This window comes from Nitrosophilus labii, assembly GCF_014466985.1.
GTDB lineage: Bacteria > Campylobacterota > Campylobacteria > Campylobacterales > Nitratiruptoraceae > Nitrosophilus_A > Nitrosophilus_A labii.
The window spans coordinates 211,805-236,627 of record NZ_AP022826.1; the positions used below are offsets into that span (position 1 = coordinate 211,805).

Consider the following 24,823-nt stretch of genomic DNA (forward strand, 5'->3'; position numbering starts at 1 on the left):
CGCGTACATGATAAAGTTTTATATTGACGGACGTGAAGTGACAGCTAAAAAAGGCGAAACTATACTTCAAGTTGCTAGAAGAGAGGGGATATATATCCCAACAATGTGTTATTTGCCTAAAGTTAAGCCGATCGAATCTTGCCGTCTCTGCGTTGTGGAAGTAGAAGGTGTAGAGGGATTTGTTCTTAGCTGTCAAACACCTCCAACACCAGATATTAAAGTAAAAACAAATTCTGCAGAGCTTTTTACTCATAGACAAAATATCATGAAACTATATGATGTAAATCATCCGCTTGAGTGTGGGGTTTGTGATAAAAGCGGTGAGTGTGACCTTCAAAATAAAACTCTTGAGTTTATGGTGAACTCTCAAGAATTCACTGCAAAAGATCAAAATAGAAAGATAAAAGATTGGAACTATATTCAATATGATCCTTATTTATGTATTTTGTGTGAAAAGTGTGTTCATGTTTGTAATGAAGTAATAGGTGATGATGCAATTGAGATAGAATACGGCGGATACAAATCTCAGATAATTCCAAAAGATGCACCTACACTTGATTGTACTTTTTGCGGTGAGTGCATCGCTGTCTGCCCTGTTGGTGCATTGATAAGTAAAGATTTTCAATATACTTCTAATGCCTGGGAGTTAAACAGAGTTCCGGCAGCTTGTGCCCACTGTAGCGCTGCTTGTCATCTCTATTATGAAATTAAACACACATCTACTGACAATCCAGAACCTAAGATCTACAGAGTAAAAAATGAGTTTGAATTTGCAAATCTTTGTGGTGCCGGTAGGTTTGGATTTGATTTTGAAAACAGGGCAAAAAAAGATGAAAATGCCTTTAAAAATGCGCTTACAGCTTTCAAAAAAGCTGATACAATAAAATTTAACTCTATTATTACAAATGAAGAGGCTTTGATACTTCAAAAATTGAAAAACAGATTTGGATTAAAACTTATAAATAACGAAGCAAAAGCGTATCAAAAGTTTTTGAAAAAATATAGCGAGTTTAGTGGTAGAACTCTTTACTCTGCAGATTTGGAAGATATAAGAAATAGTGATTTTATAATAATTTTTGGGTCTATGGTGGCAACCGATAATCCAGCCGTTAGATATGCTATGACATTTTCAAATAGAAAAAGAAACAGTGAAATAATAAATTTTCATCCTATGGAAGATGAGCTATTAAAAAATGTTGTTACTAAGTTTGTAAGATATGAAGTTGGAACAGAAGAAGGCGTTATGGCAATGTTGGCTAACGCTCTTCTTTCTAAAGAAGATAAAGAAAATATTGATAAAGAGTGGTTTGAAGATTTAGATATAGGATATCTTAGTGCTGAGAGTAATGTAGGGGAAGAAGAGATAGAGGATGTTCTAAAGAGGCTTACAAGAAAGAGAAGAGTAAGAGCAAAGAAGTCGACTCTTATATTAGGCGAGGATTTATACACACATCCTAGGGCTGAGAATATAGCTAGATTAGCTGGGTTGATAGATAGGTTTACAGATTTTGATGTGATGATTATACCTTCTAAGACAAATACACTTGGAGTTTCGTTGATATGTGATTTGGATGAGGAAGAGGGAGATTTTGTTATAGGTTATAACACAGACGGTGATTTTGTATTGAGTGCGTTGGGTGATGGCGATTTGGATATGCCGGCACTCAATCAACAGGAGGGTACATTTACAAATATTGACAAGAGGGTTGTACCTACAAATGTTGCGTTACCGTACGAAGGGTACGTGCTTAATGATATAGCTAGGGCTTTGGGGGTTAGCGATAAGGATTATACGATAGAGTTTACAAAAGAGCTACCTAAAGAGAAGGGTTTTAAAGCTATAGATTTTGATGAGTTGCCGAATCATTTTACAAATGCCGGTCAAGAGGAGAGAGGTTATATATTAGAGTCAAATAAGGTGGCAATTAGTAGGGAGAAAGTTGAGGAGATAGAGGAGTTGCCTGAGTTTAACGGTGTTGTGATATATAGATGTGAACCAGTATTACAATTTAGCCCATTCACCGCCAAAACACACCAGCTAAACTTCTCTTCCGAGCTAGTAGGTTCCAAACAGTTTTCTATTGCTGCTAAACTGAAAGATGGCGATGAAGTAGTTGTAAAAACTTCTTTTGGAGACCTAAAAAGGGTGTTTAGAATTGACACAAGCCTTAAAGGAACTATAGGTCTTTTAGAAACTTTTGATATGGGATTAAGCTACTTTGATATACTATCGGATTATCGATACCAAGTGATAAAAATTGAAAAAGCGAGCGGACAATGAGTGAGAAAATAAAGATAATTATAGACGGCAAAGAGTGTGAAACTCGTGATGGTGAGTTTATACTAAATGTTGCGAGAGCTAACGATATTTTTATTCCAGCTATATGCTATTTGACAGGTTGTTCGCCTACACTTGCTTGTAGATTGTGTCTTGTCGAGGCTGACGGCAAACAGGTATATGCTTGTAACGCTAAAGCCAAAGATGGGATGAATGTGGTTACCGTAACTGAAAATATTATAAAAGAGCGACGAGCGATTATGGAGGTTTATGACGTAAACCATCCATTGGAGTGCGGTGTTTGTGATCAAAGCGGTGAATGTGAGCTACAAAACTACACTTTAGAAATGGGTGTAGATGAACAACACTATGCCATCAGAGATACCAACAGACCTATTAAAGATTGGAATTTTATACATTATGACGCTTCGCTTTGTATTGTTTGTGAAAGGTGTGTAACTGTATGTAAAGACCTAATAGGTGATTCTGCGCTAAAAACCGTACCAAGAGGCGGAGACAAGCTTCCTAAAGAGCTCAAAAATGAGATGCCAAAAGATGCCTATGCAATGTGGAACAAGCTTCAAAAATCGATAATAGGTGCTGTTGCTGGAGAAGAGCTCGATTGTACATGGTGCGGTGAGTGTATTGCTGTTTGTCCGGTTGGTGCTTTAGTTAGTAAAGATTATATGTACACTACAAATTCTTGGGAACTTAACAAAATTCCAGCTTCTTGTGCACACTGTAGTGCTACATGCCATCTGTTTTATGAAACAAAACATACGTCAATTAACAATCCAGAGCCTAAACTCTACAGAGTAACAAATGAATTTCATTATCAGCCTTTATGTGGTGCAGGTAGATTTGGATTTGATTTTGAAAATAGAGCAAAAAAAGATGAAAAAGCATTTGAAAATGCGATAAACGCTTTCAAAAAAGCTGATACTATAAAATTTGACTCATATATAACAAATGAAGAGGCTTTGATACTACAAAAATTAAAAGAGAAGCATGGTTATAAACTTATAAATCAAGATGCGTTAAACTATAAAAAATTTTTAAACACATATTCAAAATTTAGCGGTTCGTCTTTATATAGCGCAGATGTTAAAAATGTACACGAATCCAATTTTGTAGTATCTATTGGAAGTCAACTTAAAAGCGACAATCCAAGAGTAAGATTTGCCTACAACAATGCTGTTAAAATGAACAAAGGAGGGGGTATATATTTTCACCCACTAAAAGATTCTGTGATAGAGTCTCTTGGTAAGAGTGTAGTTCCAGTATATCATAAACCTTTAAAGGAGGAAGCGGCTCTATATCTTATTTTGGAAATGTTCGCAGATAAAGAGAAACTTCCTAAAAAGATCTCCTCATATCTTGAATCTTTTCACACCCAAATAGATAAAGAGATTGAAGAGACAATCAAAGAGAAAGTAACGCAAAAAGTCAAAAAGAAAGTGAAAGATGAAGAGACTGGAGAAGAGAAAGAGATAGAAGTTGAAGAGACAAAAATAGTTCCAAAAAAAGTTAAGAAAACTATCAAAGTTGATCATACAAAACTTTTGGATATGCTTGATGCACCGTCAAATTTTATGGATAAGTTGGAAAAAGTTTTATCAAAAAGAGAGAAGTCGACTCTTATATTAGGCGAGGATTTATACACACATCCTAGGGCTGAGAATATAGCTAGATTAGCTGGGTTGATAGATAGGTTTACAGATTTTGATGTGATGATTATACCTTCTAAGACAAATACACTTGGAGTTTCGTTGATATGTGATTTGGATGAGGAAGAGGGAGATTTTGTTATAGGTTATAACACAGACGGTGATTTTGTATTGAGTGCGTTGGGTGATGGCGATTTGGATATGCCGGCACTCAATCAACAGGAGGGTACATTTACAAATATTGACAAGAGGGTTGTACCTACAAATGTTGCGTTACCGTACGAAGGGTACGTGCTTAATGATATAGCTAGGGCTTTGGGGGTTAGCGATAAGGATTATACGATAGAGTTTACAAAAGAGCTACCTAAAGAGAAGGGTTTTAAAGCTATAGATTTTGATGAGTTGCCGAATCATTTTACAAATGCCGGTCAAGAGGAGAGAGGTTATATATTAGAGTCAAATAAGGTGGCAATTAGTAGGGAGAAAGTTGAGGAGATAGAGGAGTTGCCTGAGTTTAACGGTGTTGTGATATATAGATGTGAACCAGTATTACAATTTAGCCCATTCACCGCCAAAACACACCAGCTAAAAGAGTGTGGAGGATTGTATGCAAGCGAAACATTTATGAAAGAATTTGAGCTAAATGAGGGCGATAAAGTTAAAATTCAAAAAGAAAACAATACCATTACATTAGAAGTTAAACTTGATGATAAAATAGGTAGTGGAGCATATATACCTACCTTTGATAAAAAGATAGATGCCGGAAAAATCTTCGGCAATGGATATAGATTTACTGAAGTAAACATTGAAAAGGTGTAAGCTATGAGTGGTGCATTTATCATAGAGACAATTATCAAGATTTTAATAGTTTTGGGTCTATTTTCGGCTCTTGCAGGTTTTGCTACATACATTGAGCGTAAAGTCCTTGCTTTTATGCAAAGAAGGCTTGGACCAATGCATGTTGGACCTTATGGTATTTTACAGGTATTGGCAGATGGTATAAAACTCTTTACTAAAGAGGATTTTGTTCCACAAAATGCAGTAAAATCGATTTTTAAAATAGCACCTGTTATCACTGCTGCCACTGCATTTATGGCTATGGCCGCAATACCGATGTTCCCTGAGTTTACGATTGGTGGGTATACTGTTAGACCGATTATTTCAGATATAAATGTTGGACTTTTATATGTTTTAGGTGTTATGGCCGTAGGTATGTATGGGCCACTTTTAGCAGGTATGGCTTCTGGAAATAAATGGTCGTTGATAGGTGCGGCAAGGACAACAATCCAGCTGCTTAGCTTTGAAGTTGTTACGGGACTTTCAGTTCTCGCCCCACTAATGATGGTAGGATCGCTTTCATTGATCGATATAAACAACTATCAGTCAGGAGGAATGGAAAACTGGTTAATTTGGAGCCAGCCGGTAGCATTTGTGCTTTTCTTGATTGCTGGGTTTGCTGAGACAAACAGAACTCCTTTTGACCTTCTAGAACATGAAGCGGAAGTAGTTTCTGGTTATGCAACAGAGTATTCTGGAATGAGATGGGGTATGTTCTTTATTGGAGAATATGCAAACCTTTTTACAGTATCATTCTTAGTTAGTATAATCTTTTTAGGCGGTTTTAACGATTGGGGATTTATACCTGGAGCGATTGCGATACTTTTAAAAGTATTTTTCTTTATATTTTTGTTCTTATGGACAAGAGCGGCTTGGCCTCATATCAGACCAGATCAATTAATGTGGTTATGTTGGAAAGTTTTGATGCCAGTTGCGGTTATCAATATAGTAATTACCGGTATCGTTTTGATGATATGAGGGGGATGTAATGAGTTTAGAACAGTTTAAAAACAGATATGTTGGATCACAAAATTACAAGCTTATAGAGATAGAAGAATATCCAGCAACACCATGGGAAAAGTTTAAAAGAGTAGTAAAAAGAACATTTAAAACCGAGTTGTTTGTAGGTCTAAAAATTGTATTCATGGAGATGGTTAGGTTTAATATCCATACAATACAATATCCAAAAGAGAAAATTCCTATTGGACCAAGATATAGAGCTATTCATAAACTATTAAGACTTCTTGAAAGCGGTAATGAAAGATGTATCGGTTGTGGATTGTGTGAAAAAATTTGTATAGCAAAATGTATAAGAATAGATACTAAAATAGATGAAAATGGAAGGAAAGTTCCGACCGAATATACTATTAATTTCGGAAGATGTATATTTTGCGGATATTGTGCTGAAGTATGTCCCGAATTAGCAATAGTACATGGTCCAGATTATGAAAATGCCAGTGATCAAAGAGCTCATTTTGCTTTGAAAGAGGATATGCTTACTCCAATAGATAAATTAAAAGAGCAGAAAGAGTATCAAGGTTTTGGAGCACCGACCCCGGAAGCAGATAAGCTTATCAAAAAAACACCATTAGCCTATTAAAAGGGATAGACATGATAGAAGCTATTGCATTTTATACATTTGCAGCTTTGACTATAGCAATGTTTACAATCACTGTGATGAGTAAGAACGCATTATATGCAATGAGTGCGTTGGTGGCTGGAATGATTTTTATTTCAGGATTCTTTTTTCTTCTTGATGCAGATTTCTTAGGTGTTGTTCAGATCATCGTTTACACTGGTGCAGTAATGGCTTTATATGCATTTGGAATGATGTTTTTTGATAGTGCTAAAGATGTAAAAGAGAATAATACAAGTAATAAAGTAGTATTTCTGTTAAGTGGAATGGCAGCGCTTTTACTTGTCGTAATATTTGTTGCACCGATCATTTCAGACAAGGTTCATGCACTATATCCTATGAAAGATGGAATTGGAAATGCCGAAGCTGTTGGTATTGTTTTATTTACTAAATATCTAGTTCCATTTGAAGTTGCAGCAGTTATGCTTTTGGTTGCAATGATTTCTGGAATTATTATGGCAAGTAAAAGAATGGATGAAAGCTTAACGCTTAAAGATGATGACGAAATTCAAGAAAAGGCAGTGCAATGATAACACTAAGTCACTATTTGGTATTATCGGCTATACTTTTTTGTATAGGCTTAGTTGGAATCTTAAGAAGAAAGAACTTATTAATGTTATTTTTTGCGACTGAGATGCTATTAAATGCCGTAAATATTGGCTTTGCTGCAATTTCTAAATTTTATATGGATTTGACTGGTCAGCTTTTTGCTTTTTTTATTATCGCTATTGCGGCTAGTGAGGTGGCCGTAGGGCTTGGTTTACTGATAATTTGGTATAAAAGAGTTGGAAGCATCGATCTTGATACGATGCAATCAATGCACGGTTAAGGGAAGGCACATGGAAAAATATCTATATCTTGCACTGTTTTCACCATTAGTAGGATCACTTTTTGCAGCTATGTTCGGTGCTCAGCCTAAAAAGCTGTTTACCGGAATTGTAGCTTCAGCACTACTATTTGTTTCACTATTTAGTTCACTCTATTTGCTTAGCTATGTTACATCAACAGGAAATATTATCCATGTCAAACTTTTTGACTGGATTAATGTCGGCGGGCTTGATATACCATTTGGCTTTATAGTAGATCAAGTATCAGTTATTATGATGGTTACTGTTACTACCGTTTCGGCTCTTGTACATGTCTATTCTATAGGTTATATGAAATATGACGAAGGTTTTAATAGATTTTTCTCTTATCTTTCAGCCTTTGTTTTCTCTATGATGATTCTTGTTATGAGTGACAATTTTGCAGGTCTATTTATAGGTTGGGAGGGCGTTGGTCTCTGTTCTTGGTTACTAGTTGGTTTTTGGTACAAAAAGCCAGATGTTACAAGAGATATTAACCCTTCTATAAGTCCTTCATGGGCAGCTAATGAAGCTTTTATAATGAACAGAATAGCAGATCTTGGAATGCTTATCGGTATCTTCTTAATCTATTGGAATACAGGTTCGTTACAGTATGATGTAGTATTTAAAGATGTTTCAGCGTTAAATATCGGTTTAGTTAGTTTAATAGGGATTTTCCTATTCATTGGTGCTATGGGAAAATCAGCGCAGTTCCCTCTTCATACTTGGCTTGCTGACGCTATGGAAGGACCTACGCCTGTATCGGCACTTATACATGCTGCTACAATGGTTACGGCCGGGGTATATTTGGTTATAAGAGCAAATCCAATTTATAGTACTATCCCAGACGTTGGTCTTCTTATAGCAACTATTGGTGCATTTGTTGCTGTTTTTGCTGCTTCAATGGCATTAGTTAACCAAGACCTAAAAAGAATAATTGCATATTCAACATTAAGCCAACTTGGTTATATGTTTGTAGCCGCAGGTTTAGGCGCATACTGGATTGCTCTATTTCACCTTATGACTCATGCATTTTTTAAAGCACTTCTTTTCTTGGGTGCTGGTAACGTAATGCATGCAATGGATGATGAACTTAACATATTTAAAATGGGCGGCCTTGCAAAAACAATGAAATGGACTGCTATTATGATGATCATAGCATCGCTTGCTCTAGCCGGAATATATCCATTTGCAGGATTTTTCTCTAAAGATAAAATATTAGAAGTTGCATTTGATTCAGAGCACTATTTACTATGGTTTATGTTGTGGCTTGGAGCCGGTATGACAGCATTTTACAGTTTTAGACTTGTAATGCTAGTGTTCTTTGGTGAAGAGAGATATAAAAAATATGGATTTCATCCTCATGAAGCTTATTGGTATATGTTAGTAGCTATGTTGCCTCTTGCAATTTTGGCAATTATATCTGGATTCTTTGAAGAGAGCTTTGAACATTTTGTTACTATGTTATTGCCTGAATACCACTTTAATGTTCACGGTATAACTGTTGTTGCTTTGATAGGTATAACTACTATGATTGCGCTATCGGGTATAGGCTTTGCTGTATATAAATATAGTAGAGGCGGCTTTAGCGAAAAATGGAAAGAGACTTTTATTTATAAATTATTGATAAATCAGTATTATATTCCTATTATCTATGAGAAAGTTTTCTCAAAGCCGTATGCTGAATTATCACGAATTGCGTGGAAAGAGTTGGATTTAAGAGTGGTTGATGCTACTGTTGATTTTATTGCAAACGTAATTTACAAATCTGGGTTTAAAGGTAGAGTTGTTCAAAGCGGTAACCTTTCAAGTATGCTTAAATGGATGGTTATTGGTCTTATTGCTCTACTAGTATTAGCTATAGTTTATAGTCCGGTAAGGTAAGGAGAAACTAAATGAGTTATATTTTATCAGTATTGGTCTTTTTCCCGGCCCTTGCGGGGTTGTTAGGATTTATCGTTAAAAAAGATAGTATAAGAGCTTATGGTATTACCGTAGCGGCTATAGAGTTTGTGTTATCACTATGGCTATGGCTGAGTTTTGATAGCTCAAACGGCGGTTTTCAGTTTGTAGAGTTGATTCCATTGATTCCGCAGTTTGGCATAAATTATTATTTAGGTGTAGATGGTATATCGCTATTTATCGTTATATTGTCTACTTTTATAACATTAATAGGTTTGATTTCATTAACTATTGAAAATAATTTAAAAAATCTTATAGTCTCTCTTCTATTTTTAGAGATGACTATGGTTGGTGTTTTTGTTTCACTAGATGCGGTATTGTTTTATATCTTTTGGGAATTATCATTAGTTCCGATGTTGTATATTATCGGTTACTGGGGTAGTGAGCTTAGAATTTATGCATCAATTAAGTTTTTTCTATATACCTTTACCGGATCGTTAATAATGCTTGTAGGTATGTTATATCTTGCCTATTCATACTATTTAGCAACAGGAACCATAAGTTTTGCAATAACAGATTGGCATAAACTAATACTGCCTTACGATACTCAAATTTGGCTTTTTGTAGCATTTTTTATTGGATTGGCTATCAAAGTGCCAATGTTTCCGTTTCATACTTGGTTACCTTATGCACATGGTCAGGCACCGACTATAGGTTCAGTGATATTGGCAGCTGTACTTCTAAAAATGGGTACTTACGGATTTGTTAGATTGTCATTACCAATATTTCCTGATGCTTCAGTAGCGGCTATAATACCTGTGGCTATTCTTTCACTTATTATGATTATCTATACAGCTATGGTCGCTTATGCTCAAGAGGATATAAAGCAAGTAATCGCTTATAGCTCAATTTCCCACATGGGTGTTATTGTTTTAGGTACTTTTGCTATGAACGTAGAGGGTATTGCTGGTTCTATATTTTTAATGCTAAGCCATGGTATCGTAAGTGGTGCTCTGTTTATGCTGGTTGGAAATATATATGATAGAAGACATACTAAACTTATAAAAGAGTTTGGGGGGCTTGCTTCAGTTATGCCTAAATACGCCACTATATTTGGAATTATGCTAATGGCCTCTGTTGGACTTCCACTGACAATAGGATTTGTTGGAGAGTTCTTGAGTCTACTTGGATTTTATAAAGTCTCTCCTGCATTAACGTTATTAGCTGGAACTTCAATAATTTTAGGCGCTGTTTATATGCTTAGAGTCTATAAAGAGAGCTTTTTTGGTCCATTAACAAATGAAAAAAATAAAAACCTCACCGATTTAAACGCTAAAGAATTGACATCATTGGTTCCTTTAGTACTAGTAGTTGTTTGGTTAGGAGTATATCCTAAGCCTGTACTTGGTCCTATTGATACTAGTGTTAAAAGTCTTGTAGAATTGATGGAGAAAAAGGCAATAACAAAAGAAGCGAAAGAGTTGTTTAGCACAAATAGAGTAGAATTGGAGGCGAAATAATGGAGCCGATTAAAGTAAGCTTAGAATCGTTAAATCTAATAACCTTAGCTCCTATGCTTATTGCAGTTGCTGGAGGATTGGTTATTTTATGTATAGATTTGATAAAAGAGAATTTGCATAAGTCGTTGTACGTAATGCTTTCTATTTTGTTCTTATTTATAGATTTGGGGGCCATTATCGGACTGGATGTAAATGAAAGAGGTTTTTTTGATGTTATGTTAATAGATGGTATTGCAATACTTTCACAAATAATTATAGTTGTTGCCTCAATGCTATTTATACCTTTAGCATTAACATCTAAAAGATTTCATGAATTCAGTCTTCCAGAGTTTTTTGCGCTTTTTTTATTTATGATAGCCGGTTTTCAGTTTATGGTTGCAACAGACAACTTGATTTTGATATTTGTTGGTTTAGAAACAGCAAGTTTAGCGCTATACACATTAATAGCTATGCATAATAGAGAGAAGAGCTTTGAAGCCGCTATTAAATATTTTACGATGGGAGCTTTGGCCGCCGGTTTTTATGCTATGGGATCAATGATTATATATGCTTTGACCGGAAGTGTAGAACTATATAAGATTGCTGAAGTATTGGCTGATAGAGGATATGAACCGATTTGGGCTGTTCTTGCAGCAGTAGCATTTATGATTGCTGCTATTGGTTTTAAACTTTCTATGGTCCCTTTTCATACCTGGACTCCGGATGTTTATGAAGGTGCAAGCGCCGCTTTGGCTGGTTATATGTCTGTAGTACCAAAAATAGCAGGATTTATAGTAGCCATAAGATTTTTCGAATTTTTAATACATAGTGATGTTACTTGGGTAAGAGATATATTGTATATAGCTGTTGTTGTAACTATGACTTTTGCCAATATCGTTGCTTTGGTTCAGGACGATGTAAAAAGAATGTTAGCTTATAGTTCCATCAGCCATGCAGGTTTTGTTATGGCGGCAATAATGATAGGAACTACACAATCTAACAGTGCTCTATTTTTATATTGGGTCCTTTTCTTGTTCACAAATCTAGGCGCTTTTACAATGCTTTGGATTTCAAGACATAAAAGTACAATTTGGCATAAGAGATTTGACCATCCATACGAAAAATTCTCAGGACTTGTTCATATAATGCCGGTAGCTGCAACCATAATGGCAATTTTTATGCTTAGTCTTGCAGGTGTCCCCCCATTTAGCCTTTTTTGGGGAAAATTATATGTAATGAGTTCTGCAGTTAATGCTGGATATATAGTATTAGCTTTGATTATGGCTATAAATAGTGCAATAAGTGCATACTACTATCTAAAATTGATTGTTTATATGTTTATGAGAGAGCCTATAGTAGATAGCAATACCGTATATTTTAAAAATGCCTCACTTTCACTTAAGACTATAGTAGGCTTGTCAGCTGTGGCTACTATACTATCTGTTGTTTTTATTTCGCCTTTGATGGAGTATATAACTCATTATGTTAGTATAAGCGGTTTTTAATCCGCTTATCTAACAAAAATCTTTTTTGATTAGCTCGTAAAGTTTATCTATTGTATTACATGTTTTCTTATCAAATTGAGTTTTATTAAATATTTGCTGTCTTTTGGCAAGTCTAGCTGTATTTGTAGTGATTTTTTCTATTAATTTCTCTTTGTTGTATTTTCCATCTAAATATTCTAGCGTCTCTTTTATACCTATAGCCTTCATCGGATTTGGTTCTCTTGTGTATTTTTTTTCAAGATAGGCGACTTCGTCTATTAAGCCCATTTTGATCATCTTTTTTGTTCTAGTTTCAATTTTCTTTCGTAAAGTTTCTCTATCAATATCTATTTCATATATTGTTAAATCATTTATAAACGGTATTTTGGGATTTTTCATAAAGTAAATGGATGGAGGTAAGTTTGAAGAAAAGTATATTAACAGAGCTTTTTCTATTCTGTATCTGTCGCATGAAGAGATTGTTTGTACATATAAGGGATCAACTTTTTTTAATAGATTATATGCATCTATAATGTTTTTCATTATATTTTTTGTTTTTATAATTGTCTCTTGTTCTATTTTTGGAATAGGAGAAATTCCTTCAATAAGAGTTTTTAGATAAAAACTTGTACCTCCGACCATTATAAGATTTTTTTTCTCTTTTGAAGCAGTCTCTTTTGCTTTTTTGTAGATATTGATAAAAATGTCTACGCTAAAGTGTTCATTTGGATATAATTCATCAATACCGAAGTGTAAAATCTTTTTTAATTCCGATTTTGAAGGTTTTGCAGAGACTATATCAATCTCTTTATAAACAGATAGACTATCAATTGACAAAATATATGCATTACACTCTTGTGCTAATTCTAAAGCAAGATTACTTTTACCGCTCGCAGTCGGTCCAATGATGGCTAATTGTTTCATCTTAAAATTATACAATGAATAATTAATTTTGAAAAATGTATAATTTCAATTTAGTTGAGTAGTTAAGCGGTTGAGTAGTTAAAAAAGCTTAATAATTAAACCATTCAACAAATCAACTTATTTGACCAATTTAACAATCTAAAAGAGGTAATATGCAAAAGATATATAAACTTTTAAAAGATTTTAACGAATTTGTGATGTTTAAACATACTATCTTTAGTCTCCCATTTATTTTTATTGCAATGATTGTTGCGGCAAATGGATGGTTTGGATGGAAACTCTTTTTTTTAGGATTGGTAGCAGCTGCAAGCGCAAGAAATTTTGCTATGGGTGTAAATAGATACTTAGATAGAGATATAGATAAGTTAAACCCAAGAACTTCAAATAGACCAAGTGTTGATGGTAGAATAAGTGAGCAAGCACAACTTTTATTTATAATAGCCAATGCTTTTATTTTTATAATTACTGCATATTTTATTAACAATCTAGCTTTTTGGCTCTCTTTTCCTATACTATTTATTTTAGGAATATATTCATATTTTAAAAGATTTAGCGAGTATGCTCATATAATCCTAGGAGTCAGTCTTGGTTTGGCGCCAATTGCAGGAGTTATTGCTGTAGAGGCAAAGATAACATTATGGTCTGTTTTTTTAGCTATTGGTGTAATGTTTTGGGTAGCGGGATTTGATCTTCTTTATAGTTTACAGGATATGGAGTTTGATAAAAAGATGGGTCTATACTCAATTCCATCTAAGTTTGGAGCTAAATGTACTCTTTTTTTATCTAAGATTTTTCATAGTCTGACTGTGCTTTTTTGGTTATTTTTTGTAATTGAGTCGAAGCTAGGTTTTTTTGGATATTTAGCTGTTATAGTAAGTGCTGTTATGCTTTATTATGAACACTTAATAGTAAATAGGGATTTTAAAAAAATTGATAGAGCCTTTTTTACTGTAAATGGATATTTGGGAATAATTTTTTTATTTTTAACTGTTTTAGAAGTATTATTTGACAAAATTTAAGTTTCATTTTTATAAGAAATAACTATTTTTAATATATTTTTGCTCTTATCTTTTTTATATTGATATCTCCATTATGTATTAGTACAATTTTTTTGCCAAAGCAAGTTCTATATTAAATCCGGATTATGCAATAGAATTTATTTCAGTAGTGCTTTTGCTTGAGCTTTAGAGGCTTTTTAAAAATTTTGAAGGCCTGTTTACAAGGTGATAAGTCAAAAAATTTTTGATCGCCAAAACCTGATGTTTAGTAATAATGTGATAAAGTCTATTGCAAAATCCGGGTTTAATAAAAATTTATACTTTTTAAAGCCAAAGCTATCGGATTTTTTAAGACATTACTCATAGCAATTTTGATAATATTGTTAATACCTATAAAAAGCACTTTTAATGATATGTTTTTTTGCAGTTGTACCATGTCTAAAAGTGGCCTTTATAGGCTTTTTTAGTACCTTAAAAATAAAAACTAATATAACTTATGTGCAAAAGTTGAGTTATATAACATAAAATTTATAGTTTGATAAAAATAGGCTAGATTTAAATATAGTGAGCTTTTATGGTTGAAAATAGTTGGGGAGAGATAATTTTAGAATCTTTTAATGTTCTTGACAAAGATTATAAAGATTTTATAAAAAACAGCAACTCATATTTCCCAGATTTTAACAATATGTTCAATGCATTTAAAACTTTGCCATTAGAAAAAACAAGATATATTCTTTTTGGACAAGACCCGTATCCAAGAAAAGAGAGCGCTATAGGTTATGCTTTTATAGACGCAAAAGTTAAAAAAATATTTGATGAAAAAAATGGACTCTCCAAAGAGGTAAATAGAGCCGTTAGTCTTAGAAACTTTATTAAGATGGCTTTGATAGCAGATGGAAGACTTACTCAAGAGGATACTTCCAAAGAGGCGGTAAAAAGAGTTAAAAAAGATGATCTTATCAATGACATCATGGAGCTAAAAAGCAATTTTGAAAGAAACGAAGTTTTACTTTTAAACAGAGCACTTATTTTTACGAAAAAAGAAGATAGCAAAAAACATCTAAAACTTTGGTATCCATTTATTGAAAAGATTTTAGAATCTATAAAAGATAAAGATATTGAGTTGATTTTGTTTGGAAATGCCGCAAAAGAGATAGATAGTATGAAAGTATCACAATATTTTAAAATCCATAGGTTCGAACACCCTTATAATGTTAGTTTTGTCTGTAATAAAAACGCAATAAACTTTTTTAAGCCGATGAAACTTTTATCTAAAAATCTTTTATGATATAATTTCACCGCAATGCGCCCGTAGCTCAGCTGGATAGAGCAACAGGTTGCGGTCCTGTAGGCCGGGAGTTCGAATCTCTCCGGGCGCGCCATAGCTTAACCTTCATTAATTACTTTTTTTTAAAGCCGAAGTTTTCTACAGGACTAGGTTTGTCTCTATATTCAAAATATATTTTTGCTGCTTTTAGAAGATTTCTTAAAAGAAGTATGTTTGATATGGCTATCAAAAGAGCCGATAACTTCTCAAGTGGCAAAAAAGGTAAAATTAAAAGAGAAATAAGTGCTAATGTATGAAAAATAAGCTGTAATTTTGCATCTTTATCTTTAATCATCTCTTTCATAGTGGGTATATCGAAAAAACCTCTACTACTTAAATGAAACCAAGCCAAAAAAGGAATGATCTTATATAGCATTCCGTTTATCAAAGATATGGCAAACCCATATATCAGTAAAACCCCTCCTATCCATAAAAGTTGGTCTATAGAAGTGAATAGATAGATAGTGAGTAAAATAGCTCCAAAAATGAGTGAAACACTAGAAAGCATCCAGTAGTTGATAGTGATATCTTTTAGTTTTCTTTTTCTTTTTCCATAAAGCTTCAAAGTAGCTACTGCAAAGATTATATAAAGAGCCGATAAAACAGTTAGTATATATTTAAACTCTATAAAAAGTGCCGCTGTACTTAAAATCAGAAGTGTAAATATACAAACATCAAGATATTTTTTGATCTTTTCTTCAAAATCTGGAGTAACGTAAAACATAGGTATTACCTGATAGCTTACACCAATGATAAGAAGTCCTACCCAGCCAAAAACTGCAAACATAGCATGTAAAGATAAAAATGTATCAAAACTCTCAGAAACCTTTGAAATTCCCAAAGAAACTAGAAGATGTGCACCTAAAAGAAGTGTGATAAAAAGTGATATCAAAGAGAGTTTCATAGCATTTACAGTGGCACCCGAATATGAGGCACTAAAGAGTTTATAAAGTGTTATCAAAGCAAAAATTCCCATACCCACTAACAAAAAGAAGAGGGCTCCCATTATGAGTGGAGTTTTGAAAAAGTAGAGTCCCGCTGCAAACAAAACGGTTCCCAAAATCAAAGAGATATGTATGATTTTAGAGAAAAATATGGGTTTTGGAAAGGTAACGCCTACCAAAACAGGCAGCATCTGCTGCATAGCTCCTATCATTATCATACTCATAAAACCGATAGTAAACAGATGTAAAATGGCAACAGTCTCGGGAGAGTGTATGCTTGATAAATCTTGAGAGAAAAATATAAGAACAGCTGCTGCTATTGCAAAAATAGGAGCTGTTAGGAAAAATCTAAGGGGCGCTTCAAAAGGTGGTGCTTGATCCAGTGAGAGCCCGGTAAACATTATCCGAGAATTTCCTCTATTTTATTTCTGTCATTTTTGAAGAATATATAAATATGATAATCTTCTCCATCCTTTTTTACGATATAGTCGTACTCCATACCTTTTATCTTGTTTAGAAGCATTTGGGGAACCATTCTGTGGATTTGGTGTATGTAGCTCTCCCCTTCTAGAACTGATTGCAAAGCCGAAAGCACCATCTGCATCGGTGCTGGAGCTTCGAACTCTCTTGTATCTACTAATATTTCAGTCATACATCGACCTTTTTCATCTCTTCTAATGTTTGTTCTTTGTCGATAGGAAGCTGTTCGGCCATATTGTAAAGTATCTGTTCTTCTTTCATGTTATGCTGTTGAGTCATAATCATAAACGTTTCTCCTAGACCAAGAGCTTTTTCTTGATTTTTAGCTTCTATTGCTTCTCCAAGTTGATCTATTATACTTCTTATCTGTGCATGCTCCATCTTCATAATATAAATCGGACCTTCACCGCTTCCCATAAATTCTTCCATCTTTGGAAACAGAACCTCTTCTTCCATAGCAAAATGTTTTAGCATTGCTTTTTTAAAAGGTATGAAAAGTTCTAGCGCTTTTTCGAAATCTCCTTCATTTAGGGCCTCTTCTAATGGAGCATAAAGATTGTCGCATTCTCTGTGATCTGTTGTCATATACTCTTTTATACTCATTTTTACTCCTAAAATTTTTTTGTTATTTTATCTAAAATATAAGAAAATATTTTGATTAAGATCAAAAAAAGTAGAGGCTATATTGGAAGATTTAAAGAGGAAGGCAACTGAAAGTTGCCTTGCGAGATTAGGCTTTTTTTAGGTTAAAACCTAGCCACATTGCTACAGAAACTACGCCGACTACTGAGTAAACAATACCTAAAATTTCAGATGGCATCATAATATCTCCTTATTATTGATATTAAAAATAATAATAATAAGAAAAACTCTTATAAAAAGTTTTTCTTATGGTTTTATATTAATGATATATAAATAAATTTTATCTTAAATCTGTTGTAATTGTAAAGAAAAAAGTAGAAAATGAGAAGAAAAAACAAAAATTGATAAAAATATTTTATCTATCCATAAATTTTTTTGAATAGATGATAAATACCTTCTTTAAAATAGATTATTTTTCATTTTGCGTTTTTAAATATAATGTTACTCTTTACTTCCCTTTTCAGCTTCTGCGATCAAAACATCTTCTATAATTTTGTCAATATCTCCGTCAAGAATGGCTTCAACATTAGAATAGGCAATGCCACTTCTATTGTCTTTGACCTGTTGGTAAGGAGCCAAAACATAGCTTCTTATCTGATGACCCCATCCTATTTCGCTCTTTTCGATACCTTCTTCTTCGGCTTTTCTCTTTTCTAGCTCAAGTTCATAGAGTCTCGATTTTAACATTTTCATAGCCGTAGCTCTGTTTTTATGTTGGCTTCTGTCGTTTTGGCACTGTACTACTATTCCCGTTGGGATATGCGTTATACGAATCGCCGAATCGGTTTTGTTGACGTGTTGTCCTCCGGCACCTGAAGCTCTGTAAGTATCGACTCTAATATCTTTATCTTCGATAACGATATCTATATCATCATCTACTTCGGGACTGACCATAACCGAAGCAAAAGATGTGTGTCTTCTTGCGTTAGAATCAAAAGGGCTTATTCTAACTAGTCTATGTATCCCATTTTCCGCTTTTAGGTAGCCGTATGCGTTTTCTCCCTTTATTATAAAACTAACATCTTTTATTCCTGCTTCATCTCCCTCTTGATAGTCAAGAACTTCTACTTTAAAACCGTGCCTTTCTGCCCATCTAAGATACATCCTATAAAGTATGCTTGCCCAATCTTGAGACTCTGTGCCTCCGGCTCCTGGATGTATAGAAACGATAGCGTTTTTATCGTCGTTTTCACCGCTAAGCATAGTTTCTATTTCTATTTTAGTAACTTTTTCTTCCAAAGAGGTTGCCTCTTCAAAAAGCATACCTAAAGTCTCTTCGTCCCCTTCTTCGCTAGCCATCTCAAAAAGCTCTTTAGCATCTTCTACAGCGCTTTTTGCTTCATTATATTTTTCCAAAATTCTAGATATTTTGTTTTTTTCTTTTTGAATTTCGCCTGCTTTTTTTGCATCGTTCCAAAATTCTGGAGAGTTTTCCACCTCTTCTATCTCTTTTAGTCTATTTTCTATAGCAGATGGTTTTATTATATTTTTGATATTTTCTATCTTCTTTTCAAGCTTTTTTAGAAGTTCGGAATATTCGTAGCTGTCCAATTTTATCTCCTAATTTGGGTAAAATAACTTTAAAAGTTTAGTGCAATTATATCAAATAATTATATCAATAAGGATATGTATGAAAGTAGTAAAAAACCCTAAAGAATTGATGAAGATTTTAAGAAAAGAAAAAAGAAGCATTGGGTTTGTTCCTACAATGGGTGCTTTGCACGAAGGACACCTCTCTTTAATCAGACAATCTTGCAAAGAAAATGAGATTACAGTGGTATCCATCTTCGTAAATCCTACTCAATTTCTACCGGGAGAAGATTTTAGCAGATATCCTAGAAAATATGAAGCGGATAAAAAAATATGTGAACTAGCTGGAGTAGATTATCTTTTTATGCCAAGTGTGGAAGATATATATCAAAAAGATGAGGTTTTGGTAAAAGCGCCGAAAATTAAAGGATATATACTCGAAGGCTACAATAGACCCGGACATTTTGATGGAGTTTTACAGATAGTAAATAAACTTTTAAATATTGTTAAACCTACACGTGCCTATTTTGGTAAAAAAGATGCGCAGCAACTGTATCTAATAGAGAAGATGGTGGAAAATTTTTATATGGATGTAGAGATTGTTCCTTGCGATATTGTAAGAGAATCTGACGGTCTTGCAATGAGTAGCAGAAATGTATATCTGAGTGAAGAAGAGAGGAAAAGAGCACTGCTACTTTCTAAGTCCTTAAAAAGAGCTGGAAAGTTAATAATGCAAGGCGAGAAAGATGTCGAAAAGATAAGAGAGGAGATGTTTAAAGTCTTAGAGAAAGTTGAAATCGAATATATTGAAGTAGTTAATAAAAATTTGGATAAAATAAAAAGTGTTGAGAAGGGGAATAGTATCATTTTAGTTGCTGCGAAAGTTGGAAATACAAGGTTTATAGATAATTTATGGATATAGTTATGAATTGTAAACGATGGCTCTCTTTAAAAAAGCCCAATATTGAAGATACTAGAAAAATTTCTGAGGTGGCTAAAAAGACTTTAGCCTTTATGGCAAAGCATTATATCCCCTTAACTCCTAAGAATTACGAAGATTGGTTTTTTGTATTGTGTAGCGCTATAAATGAAAAACATCTTTTAACGGATCAAAATATTTTTTTATTATATGAAGAGTATTTAAAAGATAAGCCTATAATTTTAGATGATTATGTTGCAAAAGAGGTATCGGATAAGTTAAAAAGCGTAGCTAATGAGTCTGAAAATATAATCTCTATGATAGATTCAAACATTGATAAACATAGACAATATATAAAAGATAGTAAAGATGTTATTGAAGAAAAAGAGTTCGGAAAAATTAAAGAACTACAAATAAAAATTAATGAATTAGAAAAAGAGAATAGAAAACTAAAAGAGAAGATCAATAAAAATATCAAAAAGTTAGATAACCTTCAAGACAAATTTGAGGAGTATAAACATCTTTCATATATTGATCCATTAACCGAACTTTATAATAGAAGAGGTTTTGAGAAAGAACTAGAGAGAGTAATAAGCGACTCTAAAAATGTATTCTTAATATATCTTGATATTGATGACTTTAAAAAGATTAACGATCAATATGGTCATAATGTAGGTGATGAGGTATTGAAAAATATAGGTGAGATTTTGAAAAACTTTATAAGAAAAGGGACAAAGGCATTTAGATTAGGGGGAGAGGAGTTTGCGATAATTTTGTCCGATTTGACGCAACAAGATGTATATAAAATAGCCGAAAGACTTAGAAAAGTTATAGAAAATCATAATGTCAGAATAGATGAAAAAATAATTTCATATACGGCAAGTTTTGGTATAACGGAGTATAAAGAGAGTGAAAGCATGGAAGAGTTTTTAGATAGAGCCGATAAAGCTATGTACGAGGCAAAGAAAAAAGGTAAAAACAGAGTAGTTTTGCTATAGAGAGTCTAAGATAATTTTTATAGGGAGTGTAAATATAACTGTGTAAATCCTTATAAAAAGATTAGATAAAATTAAAGAATAAAAAGGATTTACACAATGAGGTATATCAATACAGAAGAGGTAAAAAAAGCTATCAAAGAGGGAAAGGGGATAGATATTGATGAGATCTTGGAAGAATTCAAAGGTCTTTTAAAAGAGGTTTATCAGACTGCTACAGAAGTAGAGTTAACTGAGCATTTAGGATATGAGAAGCATCAAGTTTCAGATAATCCAAATTATCGTAATGGGTACAGTGAAAAAACTTTAAAGTCCAAATATGGGGATATAGAGGTTAAGATACCAAGAGACAGAAACGCTACCTTCGAACCAAAGCTTATCAAGAAACGACAGACTCTCATAAAGGGGACAGAAGATTTAATTTTGTCTTTATATGCAAAAGGGATGAGTGAACAGATTTCAACACCATCTTGATGATTTATATGGGTATGAACTTTCTATTCAGACAATTTCCAATATAACAGAAGCAATAATAGATAAGGCAAAAGAGTGGCATAGTCGTCCGCTAGAGGCAATATATCCGATAATATTTATGGATGCTACAGTTTTAAAAATAAGAGTGGATAGAGTAGTTAAAAATATTGCTGCATATATAATGCTAGGCATAACTCTTGAAGGGAAAAAAGATATTCTTGGTATATGGATAGGTGAAAATGAAAGTTCTAAACAGTGGTTAACACTTTTAAATGAGATAAAAAACAGAGGTGTTGAAGATGTATTGATATTTGCAATAGACGGACTAAATGGATTTAAAGAGGCTATAGAGGCAGTTTATCCAAAGGCAGAAATTCAAAGATGTATTGTACACCAGATCAGAAATAGCCTAAAATTTGTATCTTGGAAAGATAGAAAAGAGGTAGCTAAAGATTTAAAGAGTATCTACACTTCATCAACCGAAGAAGAAGCAGAGCTTGCTCTTACAAATTTTAATGACAAATGGGGTCAAAAATATCCCCATATTACCCAGTCTTGGCAATCTAACTGGAATGAGCTATCTACATTTTTTAAATATCCCCAAGCTATAAGAAAACTGATTTATACGACAAATCCCATAGAATCGATAAATTCAAATATTAAAAAAAGAACAAAGTCTGTGGGTTCTTTTCCAACCATCGATTCAGCTTTTAAGCTTCTTTATCTTGCCACACAGGAGGTACAGCACAAATGGAGTAATACAAAAATCAGAAGCTGGAGTGAAATCTATGATAATGTCAAGAAAAATTCGCAATTTTCCTTCCCAGCAAGTTGTATTTCATTGGATATCAAGCAGCTTTAAGCTGCGCTTCATAGATTTCCATCACCTCTTGAAGCTTTTGTGGATGAATATAGCTTCTCTCAATCTCCCAGTCTTCAGTGTACTCCATCAAGTATGTGGTAATGAGTCTAATATAGGACTCTCTTGATGGAAAAACAGATACTACTTTAGAGCGTCTTCTAATCTCCTTGTTGATTCTTTCTAACACATTTGTCGAACTTATCCTCCTTTTATCAATTTGCGGGAAGTGATAAAACTGCAAAGAGTCTTCCAATCCATTTTGAAGCACTTCAATTGCTTCAGGGAATTTTTTGCCATATTCATCGATAATAGCTTGGGCTATAAGATAAGCTTCCTTTTTGCTGTTTTGCAGCCAGATTTGTTTGAGTTTTGCTGCAAATTTCTCTTTTGCTTTAGGTGGAACATGAGCCAGGATATTACGCATAAAATGGACTTTACACCGTTGCCATGATGCGCCAATAAAACTCTCTTTGAAAGCCTTTTGAATCCCTAAATGTGCATCACTGACAAGAAGGGCAATCTTTTCTATGCCTCTTTGTTTGAGTTTATCAAAAAAACTCTTCCAGCTCTCTACGCTTTCATTGACAAAAGGCTCGATCGCCAATACTTCTCTTTTTCCTTCCAATGTCACACCATAGGCTATCATAATAGCGGTAGATACCACTCTTCCTTCATAGTCTCTCACTTTCTCATACAAAGCATCAACCCTTGCGTTGGGATACTCTTTTTGCAGTGGTCTGTTTCGAAACTCTTCTACTTGTTCATCTAGCCCTTTGTTGATTTGTGATACCTGTGATGCACTGATATTCTCTATTCCAAGCTCTTTTGCAAGGCGCTCTATCTTTCTTGTTGATATTCCATTGACGTATGCCTCTTTCACCATCGAAATCAGAGCCTGTTCACTTCTTCTCTTTTCGGTGATGAAAAAGGGAATGTAGCCACCTTTTCTTATCTTTGGAATCATAAGATAAACTGTCCCTAGTCTCGTATCGAACCTTCTTGGTCTATAACCACTGAAATAGCTTTTTCTCTCACTATTATGCTCACCTTTTTTAGCTCCAACTTTCATCTCGGACTCTATCTTCATCAACTGTTCCATCATCCATTTCATCATTGATAAAAGTGGATCTTCATCAACTACAAACTGTGTCATTATCTCTTTGAATATTTTTGTTTCATCTATTTTTTTGCTATTATTTCTTTTAGATTGGTTTCCTCCTGCTTGCTTTATTCCTCACTGGGAAGTCTATCCAACTCTTTTGAAGATTTCAAAATCTAAAAAAGAGTCTTCAAGTGAAATTGCGAACTTTAGTGTACACTATCAAATCTATCCTCAGCTTTGTATATTTTTCAGTGAAATTATACAAAAATATACACGCTAAGGTTTTAAGGGCTTTAGGTGGTTTACACAGTTTATTTTACAGTCCCTTTTTATAGTCCATAGCTACTATAGTTTTATAGTTTGTAGGTAGTGAAGTTAAATATAGTATATTCTTTAGCGAAAAGCTATATCGATTTAACTTTTTATGATCTCATCTATAACAGATCTAGAACCTCCTCTTTTTGTAAGGCCTATCAATCTTTTGCTATATTGAGACAGATCCTTTTCTATAATATCCAATAACTGTTTTGGACCTAGTTTTTTATCGTATAAAAATGCGGCTTTATATTTTACTAAAAATCTTGCGTTGAACTCTTGATGATTTCCGGCGGCGTAAGGATACGGCAGGAAAAGTGTGGGGATTGCGTTTGCGGCAAGTTCCCAAAGAGTACTAGCGCCTGCTCTACTAACTGCAAAGTCCGCTTTTTCGATTTTTTCTACAACTTTTTTATCAAAATCAAAAATATCAACTTTTATATCTAGTTTTTCATACTCTTTTTTAACTCTTTCAAGATCTTTTTTGCCGGTTTGATGAATGATTTTTATACCCCTTTGTTCTAGTTCTTTTGCAACATAAAGAGCAAAATCGTTTATCTCTTTTGCACCTTGACTACCGCCTAAAAATATGACGGTTTTTACCTCTTTTCTAATACGCCTTTTTTCAAAAAAAGATTCTGAAACTGGATATGGATCATAAGGGGGTAAAAATGAGCAAAAGACTCTTTTTGCAAAAGGAGAAAGGATTTGGTTTAGTTTTCCTTTTACAGCATTTTGTTCATGGATAAAAAGAGGAGTTTTTGAGAGTATTGCTGCAAAACTTGCAGGTGCGGCTGAGTAGCCTCCTACGCTTATGACAGCCTCAATATTTCTAGTTTCTATAATATCTTTGCACTTTTTTGCTATTTTTAAGATATTTATAAGTGAATATATTTTTTTTAATCCTTTTTTATTTATTACTCCTGAGCTATCGAAAAATATTTTTTCACTAAAGCCCTCATCGTTTTCAAACCAGGCTCTATCTTGTCCATACGTAGAGCCGATATAGATAGGACGAATCTCTCTTTTATTTAATTCCTCTTTAAAAGCTTTGGCTACGCTGAGATGTCCACCTGTACCCCCACCGGTAATTATAATATTCAAGCTTATTCCTTTCCTAAAGTTTTAAGTGATGGGTAATCAGTGGTTAGTAATCCGTCACT

Annotated in this window: 20 protein-coding genes, 1 tRNA gene and 1 pseudogene; 15 read left to right on the forward strand and 7 right to left on the reverse strand. The window is 33.8% G+C overall.

The annotated features are described in order from the left end of the window. Nucleotides 1-7 precede the first annotated feature (7 nt). From NIL_RS01180 to nuoN, 9 genes are read left to right on the forward strand one after another with little or no spacing between them, the layout of a single operon-like run. A complete protein-coding gene (locus tag NIL_RS01180; protein ID WP_187647830.1) occupies nucleotides 8-2,281 on the forward strand; it encodes an NADH-quinone oxidoreductase subunit G in 2,274 nt (757 codons plus the stop codon). Continuing rightward, nucleotides 2,278-4,764, forward strand: coding sequence for an NADH-quinone oxidoreductase subunit G (locus NIL_RS01185; RefSeq protein WP_187647831.1), 2,487 nt, complete (start codon nucleotides 2,278-2,280; stop codon nucleotides 4,762-4,764). Before NIL_RS01180 ends, NIL_RS01185 begins: the two co-directional genes overlap by 4 nt. Nucleotides 4,765-4,767: 3 nt before the next feature. Continuing rightward, on the forward strand, nucleotides 4,768-5,760 hold the full coding sequence (gene nuoH, locus NIL_RS01190) for an NADH-quinone oxidoreductase subunit NuoH (protein WP_187647832.1): 993 nt from the start codon (nucleotides 4,768-4,770) through the stop codon (nucleotides 5,758-5,760). A gap of 10 nt (nucleotides 5,761-5,770) precedes the next feature. Then, complete coding sequence (gene nuoI / locus NIL_RS01195) at nucleotides 5,771-6,382, forward strand: NADH-quinone oxidoreductase subunit NuoI (RefSeq protein WP_187647833.1); 612 nt, start codon at nucleotides 5,771-5,773, stop codon at nucleotides 6,380-6,382. Nucleotides 6,383-6,393: 11 nt separating this feature from the next. After that, nucleotides 6,394-6,948 (forward strand): NADH-quinone oxidoreductase subunit J, encoded by a 555-nt coding sequence (locus tag NIL_RS01200; RefSeq protein WP_187647834.1) that lies wholly within the window; start codon nucleotides 6,394-6,396, stop codon nucleotides 6,946-6,948. Next, on the forward strand, nucleotides 6,945-7,247 hold the full coding sequence (gene nuoK / locus NIL_RS01205) for an NADH-quinone oxidoreductase subunit NuoK (RefSeq protein WP_187647835.1): 303 nt from the start codon (nucleotides 6,945-6,947) through the stop codon (nucleotides 7,245-7,247). The genes NIL_RS01200 and nuoK overlap by 4 nt, the downstream gene beginning before the upstream one ends. 10 nt (nucleotides 7,248-7,257) lie before the next feature. After that, complete coding sequence (gene nuoL / locus NIL_RS01210) at nucleotides 7,258-9,147, forward strand: NADH-quinone oxidoreductase subunit L (protein WP_187647836.1); 1,890 nt, start codon at nucleotides 7,258-7,260, stop codon at nucleotides 9,145-9,147. An 11-nt stretch (nucleotides 9,148-9,158) separates the two neighbouring features. Continuing rightward, complete coding sequence (locus NIL_RS01215) at nucleotides 9,159-10,685, forward strand: NADH-quinone oxidoreductase subunit M (RefSeq protein ID WP_187647837.1); 1,527 nt, start codon at nucleotides 9,159-9,161, stop codon at nucleotides 10,683-10,685. After that, on the forward strand, nucleotides 10,682-12,169 hold the full coding sequence (gene nuoN, locus NIL_RS01220; RefSeq protein ID WP_187648535.1) for an NADH-quinone oxidoreductase subunit NuoN: 1,488 nt from the start codon (nucleotides 10,682-10,684) through the stop codon (nucleotides 12,167-12,169). The genes NIL_RS01215 and nuoN overlap by 4 nt, the downstream gene beginning before the upstream one ends. Before the next feature lie 9 nt (nucleotides 12,170-12,178). Here nuoN and miaA read toward each other — a convergent pair whose 3' ends face one another. Beyond that, nucleotides 12,179-13,072, reverse strand: a complete 894-nt coding sequence (gene miaA, locus NIL_RS01225; RefSeq protein ID WP_187647838.1) for a tRNA (adenosine(37)-N6)-dimethylallyltransferase MiaA — start codon at nucleotides 13,070-13,072, stop codon at nucleotides 12,179-12,181. A gap of 152 nt (nucleotides 13,073-13,224) precedes the next feature. Here miaA and mqnP point away from each other — a divergent pair, with 152 nt between their 5' ends. The 3 genes from mqnP to NIL_RS01240 all read left to right on the forward strand — a co-directional run bounded on the left by mqnP (nucleotide 13,225) and on the right by NIL_RS01240 (nucleotide 15,452). Then, complete coding sequence (gene mqnP / locus NIL_RS01230; protein WP_187647839.1) at nucleotides 13,225-14,091, forward strand: menaquinone biosynthesis prenyltransferase MqnP; 867 nt, start codon at nucleotides 13,225-13,227, stop codon at nucleotides 14,089-14,091. Between the two features lie 553 nt (nucleotides 14,092-14,644). Next, complete coding sequence (locus tag NIL_RS01235) at nucleotides 14,645-15,358, forward strand: uracil-DNA glycosylase family protein (RefSeq protein WP_187647840.1); 714 nt, start codon at nucleotides 14,645-14,647, stop codon at nucleotides 15,356-15,358. 17 nt (nucleotides 15,359-15,375) lie between these two features. Continuing rightward, nucleotides 15,376-15,452 (forward strand) — tRNA-Arg (locus NIL_RS01240). 18 nt (nucleotides 15,453-15,470) lie between these two features. Here the strand turns inward: NIL_RS01240 and NIL_RS01245 are convergent. The 4 genes from NIL_RS01245 to prfB form a co-directional block, all read right to left on the reverse strand. Beyond that, the gene (locus NIL_RS01245) at nucleotides 15,471-16,742 is read right to left on the reverse strand and encodes a hypothetical protein (protein ID WP_187647841.1); all 1,272 of its coding nucleotides are present in this window, start codon (nucleotides 16,740-16,742) and stop codon (nucleotides 15,471-15,473) included. Further along, the gene (locus tag NIL_RS01250; RefSeq protein WP_187647842.1) at nucleotides 16,742-16,993 is read right to left on the reverse strand and encodes a hypothetical protein; all 252 of its coding nucleotides are present in this window, start codon (nucleotides 16,991-16,993) and stop codon (nucleotides 16,742-16,744) included. The genes NIL_RS01245 and NIL_RS01250 overlap by 1 nt, the downstream gene beginning before the upstream one ends. Then, complete coding sequence (locus tag NIL_RS01255; protein ID WP_187647843.1) at nucleotides 16,990-17,424, reverse strand: hemerythrin domain-containing protein; 435 nt, start codon at nucleotides 17,422-17,424, stop codon at nucleotides 16,990-16,992. Before NIL_RS01255 ends, NIL_RS01250 begins: the two co-directional genes overlap by 4 nt. Nucleotides 17,425-17,904: 480 nt before the next feature. Continuing rightward, on the reverse strand, nucleotides 17,905-19,014 hold the full coding sequence (gene prfB, locus NIL_RS01260; RefSeq protein ID WP_187647844.1) for a peptide chain release factor 2: 1,110 nt from the start codon (nucleotides 19,012-19,014) through the stop codon (nucleotides 17,905-17,907). A gap of 79 nt (nucleotides 19,015-19,093) precedes the next feature. On the opposite strand from prfB, the gene panC reads away from it, so the two are divergent. The 3 genes and pseudogenes from panC (at nucleotide 19,094) to NIL_RS10790 (ending at nucleotide 22,243) form a co-directional block, all read left to right on the forward strand. Then, nucleotides 19,094-19,915, forward strand: a complete 822-nt coding sequence (gene panC / locus NIL_RS01265) for a pantoate--beta-alanine ligase (protein ID WP_187647845.1) — start codon at nucleotides 19,094-19,096, stop codon at nucleotides 19,913-19,915. A 2-nt stretch (nucleotides 19,916-19,917) separates the two neighbouring features. Beyond that, a complete protein-coding gene (locus tag NIL_RS01270; protein WP_187647846.1) occupies nucleotides 19,918-20,910 on the forward strand; it encodes a GGDEF domain-containing protein in 993 nt (330 codons plus the stop codon). Nucleotides 20,911-21,006: 96 nt separating this feature from the next. After that, nucleotides 21,007-22,243, forward strand: a pseudogene (locus tag NIL_RS10790) (IS256 family transposase). Here NIL_RS10790 and NIL_RS01280 read toward each other — a convergent pair. Continuing rightward, on the reverse strand, nucleotides 22,230-23,396 hold the full coding sequence (locus NIL_RS01280; protein WP_187647847.1) for an IS256 family transposase: 1,167 nt from the start codon (nucleotides 23,394-23,396) through the stop codon (nucleotides 22,230-22,232). The pseudogene NIL_RS10790 and the gene NIL_RS01280 overlap by 14 nt on opposite strands. Before the next feature lie 363 nt (nucleotides 23,397-23,759). After that, nucleotides 23,760-24,764 carry a UDP-N-acetylglucosamine--N-acetylmuramyl-(pentapeptide) pyrophosphoryl-undecaprenol N-acetylglucosamine transferase gene (locus tag NIL_RS01285; protein ID WP_187647848.1) on the reverse strand — a complete coding sequence of 335 codons (1,005 nt, stop codon included), beginning with the start codon at nucleotides 24,762-24,764 and terminating at the stop codon, nucleotides 23,760-23,762. Nucleotides 24,765-24,823 lie beyond the last annotated feature (59 nt).